Annotated in this window: 8 protein-coding genes; all 8 read right to left on the reverse strand. The window is 69.2% G+C overall.

The window, feature by feature from the left end:
* Positions 1 to 215: hypothetical protein (locus tag Q8O14_00295; protein MDP2359181.1), on the reverse strand; the 215-nt coding region annotated here is incomplete at its 3' end.
* 37 nt (positions 216 to 252) lie between these two features.
* Positions 253 to 492: a hypothetical protein gene (locus Q8O14_00300; protein ID MDP2359182.1), complete on the reverse strand. Its 240-nt coding sequence runs from the start codon at positions 490 to 492 to the stop codon at positions 253 to 255.
* Between the two features lie 92 nt (positions 493 to 584).
* Positions 585 to 914, reverse strand: coding sequence for a hypothetical protein (locus Q8O14_00305; GenBank protein ID MDP2359183.1), 330 nt, complete (start codon positions 912 to 914; stop codon positions 585 to 587).
* Between the two features lies 1 nt (position 915).
* On the reverse strand, positions 916 to 1,530 hold the full coding sequence (locus Q8O14_00310) for a hypothetical protein (GenBank protein ID MDP2359184.1): 615 nt from the start codon (positions 1,528 to 1,530) through the stop codon (positions 916 to 918).
* Positions 1,531 to 1,556: 26 nt separating this feature from the next.
* Complete coding sequence (locus Q8O14_00315) at positions 1,557 to 2,024, reverse strand: hypothetical protein (GenBank protein ID MDP2359185.1); 468 nt, start codon at positions 2,022 to 2,024, stop codon at positions 1,557 to 1,559.
* The gene (locus tag Q8O14_00320) at positions 2,021 to 2,341 is read right to left on the reverse strand and encodes a helix-turn-helix domain-containing protein (protein MDP2359186.1); all 321 of its coding nucleotides are present in this window, start codon (positions 2,339 to 2,341) and stop codon (positions 2,021 to 2,023) included. The genes Q8O14_00315 and Q8O14_00320 overlap by 4 nt, the downstream gene beginning before the upstream one ends.
* A gap of 252 nt (positions 2,342 to 2,593) precedes the next feature.
* Complete coding sequence (locus Q8O14_00325) at positions 2,594 to 3,028, reverse strand: hypothetical protein (protein ID MDP2359187.1); 435 nt, start codon at positions 3,026 to 3,028, stop codon at positions 2,594 to 2,596.
* Positions 3,025 to 3,411, reverse strand: a 387-nt coding sequence (locus Q8O14_00330) for a hypothetical protein (protein MDP2359188.1), incomplete at its 5' end; no start/stop codon positions are given. The genes Q8O14_00330 and Q8O14_00325, both read right to left, overlap by 4 nt.

Genomic DNA, 3,411 nt, shown 5'->3' on the forward strand with positions numbered 1-3,411 from the left:
CCCAGGATGGGCCGGGCCTGGCGGTCGCCGGCGACCAGGGCCCAGCCCGTGCCGCCCGTGACGATATGGATGCCGGGCTCGTCATCATCGAGGACGATGGTATCCGCGATGGCGACATCCCGGGGATCGATGGCTTCGGCGCGGGCGCCGGCCACGCGCGAGAGCCAGGCGGCGCCGGCGGCGCGCGCCAGCTCAGGCGTGATGGGTTCAATCATGCGGTGGCTCCTTCAGGTTGTGGGGTGGCGTGGGCGATCAGGCATGGTCCAGTCCTTGGTGCTGGGCGCGCAGGAAGGCGTGGATGGATCCGGTGATGCGCTTGGCGGCGCTGGTCAGGTGCTTGGTGTCCACGGGGCCGTGGGCGTCGATGGCGCACTTGAGCGCGCCCCGCACCAGACGGTCCAGCTCGGTCTTCGAGACGCTCCTGCAGCGCAAGGCCACCAGGTGCGGCAGCTCGTCCAGCGGCGTGGCGCGCGGGACGTTCAGGGCATCCATGATGGCGGCCAGGGCCTCCGCGCAGGTCGGACCCGATGGGCTGGCCTTGGTCCCAGGGCATGGACAGGCACGGGCGTGCCGTGGTTGCAGGTTCACAAGGGTCTCCAGTCTTGTTTGGGGCGCCCTCTGCCCCGGGCCAGGATGACCCGGGCGTCGATGGCGGGGAGGGTGCACGCGCGCTTGCCCTGGGCGAGCAGCGCGCAAGGCTTCCAGTCGATGACCAGTCCGTTGCTGCCATCCGGCCAGACCTTCACCCGGCAGGTGTAGCGCCCCAGGTTGGGCAGCGACAGGGACTCGTCCGCGTCCAGCTCGTCCAGTTGGTGGCGCAGGACGTCCAGCACGTCGCGGACGGCACGCTCGGCCTCCAGGACCGTGTAGCCGTGCATGGCGCGCAGGTGGTCGATGAGGACGCGGCCGGTCATGTCAGGCGTTCCCGAAGGGGTCGTCGTCCTCGGGTCCAGCCCCGAGCAGGTCCAGGTCCTCGTTTTCCTCTTCTTCCCCCAGCGGCTCACCCGTTCCCGCGGTGGATCCCGCCGGCGTTTCGGTCCGCGTCTTTGCCGCGGCCACGCACAGGGTCGGCTGGGGGCTCTGCGGGGCTTCGCCCTGGCCGGTCCAGACCAGGGTCACGCGGCCGGTCCGCGCGTCGAAGTCGCCCCGCCAAGGCATCACGTGGACGAAGAGGGGCCAGCGGCCGCGCAGGTCATTCAGGTCGTCCACCGGCTGCTGCAGATCCTTGAGATGGTCCTCCGCCAAGACGACGGTGGCCTGCAACCGGATCAGGTCGCGCGTCTTCTCGGCGTACACCAGCTGGGTGCGCGCCTCCTCGGCCTTGTGCAGCATGCGGCCGAAGTGCCAACTCCAGCCGGGACGGCTGGTGAGGTCATCCAGCTTATGCACCTCCTGCACCAGCCGATCGTAGTCCGTGCAGTCAGCGCTGGAGGGCTCGCTCTTGCCCTTCGCCTTGGGTTCCTGCGCGGTGGCCGTCTCGGGGTTCAGCGGGGCCACCTTGTCCTCGGTGGTCTTCTTGGCGCGTGCCATGGGGTCTCCTCTTGGCTTGTGAGGTGTTACCTGGTCAGGGGCCTGCCCAGGTAGGCCTGGGAGGCGTGGTCGAGGTGCTGGATGGCGTCCTGCCGTAGCGTGGTCTCGCGCTGGCGGCTGGGCTCCATGACGTGCAGGAGCTCGCGGGCGGCGGCGATCTGGTGGAGCATGACGCCCACCCGGGCAATGCTGGGCGCCAGGGCGTTCCGCGCGTCCAGGCCGGCGCCCTCCGCCACGCGCTCGGCCAGCACGTTGGACTCCAGGTAGCCCAGCTCGCCCGTCCCTTGGATGGCTTCTGCCACCAGCTTGAGGGCGGCCGCCGCGGCTTCGGAGGTCTGGGCAGTGGCGGCGGATGCGTCCATCAGCCCGCGGGACAGGTGGGCACGCCAGGCGGCGCGATGCTCGCGCAGGCGTCGCGCCACGATGACGCGGTGACAGATCCAGCAGGCGGCGAGGCCGAGCAGGACCGCCGCGGCGGTCGTGGCCGTGGTCATGGGGTGACTCCTTGGCTGTGGAGGATGAAGGCGGCGAGGTCTCCAGCGCGGTAGAAGACTGCCGCGCCGATCTTGCTGAAGGGCAAGCGCTTGCTGCGGGCGTAGCGCCAAGCGCGCAGGGTGCGCGGTTTCTGTTGGATCACCTCGGCGGCCTCGATCTCGGTGAGGAGAGTCGGCGGGCGGGCGGCGTCGTGGCCCAGCTGGCGGTGGATGTCCTCCACCAGAGCGGTGAGCAATGCCACATCTGGCCGGCTACCGGCACGTTCAGGGATCGACGGGGGCACAAAAGGCTGGCGCCGAACCTTGGCGGCCATCATGCATGTCCTCCATTCCTGGCGGGATACAGTTCATGGAGCAGGACTGGGGACGACGGCATGGCGCCGGTCTGGTCCGGCAGGGTTATTGGGGCAGGGATGGGATACACGAGCAGCCTCCGCCATGTGGGTCTTTCCCACTAATGGGGCGGCGAACGGGCTGAAATCGGACAGGGGGTGCGCAATAAGTGCGAGAAAGTGATGGGGTCTTACACATGGGGCTGCCGGCCATGCGATCCAGGTGGCTGGCAGCGCCTAGTCCGGCACGATGCTGACTCGCCAGTTCGTATTGATGATCACGGTCACGGCCATCGCCGGCCAATAGAATGCCGCACGGGGTTTCCGCTTTCTTTCAACCTGCACCTGCAGCTCATTCATCAGGTCGTGCAAGAGGACCATGCCGGCTTGGCATAGCACCTCCCAGGCGGCTTCCCGTCCGGCACGGCTCTGCCCGGCGCGGTCGTGGGCCTGGCGGGCTTGCCGCACCAGGTTGTCCAGCCAGACATCCTCTTCGTGAGGCATGCAGCAGAAGCGCTTGACGGCGTCCAGGTAGGATCCGCCGTGCTCGTCCTCCCCGAACGCTGCCAGGACCTCCCAATTGGTCCAGTGGGGATCGACATTCCTTCGGCCGCGTGGGCGCTTGGCGGCACACTGAATGCGCTTCTTTATCTGGCGCGGCACGTGCTTCATGGGGTGATCAGCTCCCCTTGCAGCTCCTTGGCCAGCTCCAGCACCCGCAGCTTGTGGGGGCGCTCCAGCCGGCGGGGCCAGCCCTTGCGCAGCCATGCCTCCGCTGGGAGCTTCGCCAGTCGGTCATGGGCCGCGGCCAGGTCCAGGGGCCGCACGGACAAGAGCCGCCGCAGCCGCACGGTAAGCGGCTGCGGGGCACCGGCCAGGAGGAGCACCTGGATGGAGGACTTGGCGTGGATGCCAATGGAGGGCGGCGGGCTGCCCCGGATCGCGGCCATGACCGACCGGGCCTCCTCCTCCAGCTGGTGGCCCTCCTCCTCCACGGCGCTTTGCTTGCGCGCCCGGGCCAGGATGTTGCGCGCCCGGATCCGTGCCGCACGCCC

Source organism: bacterium, from assembly GCA_030685015.1.
GTDB lineage: Bacteria > CAIWAD01 > CAIWAD01 > CAIWAD01 > CAIWAD01 > CAIWAD01.

Excerpts from the sequence above, each read along its gene's own strand:
- Q8O14_00300 (MDP2359182.1), bottom strand. The coding sequence starts at position 492 with ATGGATGCCCTGAACGTCCCGCGCGCCACGCCGCTGGACGAGCTGCCG.
- Q8O14_00305 (MDP2359183.1), bottom strand. The coding sequence starts at position 914 with ATGACCGGCCGCGTCCTCATCGACCACCTGCGCGCCATGCACGGCTAC.
- Q8O14_00310 (MDP2359184.1), bottom strand. The coding sequence starts at position 1,530 with ATGGCACGCGCCAAGAAGACCACCGAGGACAAGGTGGCCCCGCTGAAC.
- Q8O14_00315 (MDP2359185.1), bottom strand. The coding sequence starts at position 2,024 with ATGACCACGGCCACGACCGCCGCGGCGGTCCTGCTCGGCCTCGCCGCC.
- Q8O14_00320 (MDP2359186.1), bottom strand. The coding sequence starts at position 2,341 with ATGATGGCCGCCAAGGTTCGGCGCCAGCCTTTTGTGCCCCCGTCGATC.
- Q8O14_00325 (MDP2359187.1), bottom strand. The coding sequence starts at position 3,028 with ATGAAGCACGTGCCGCGCCAGATAAAGAAGCGCATTCAGTGTGCCGCC.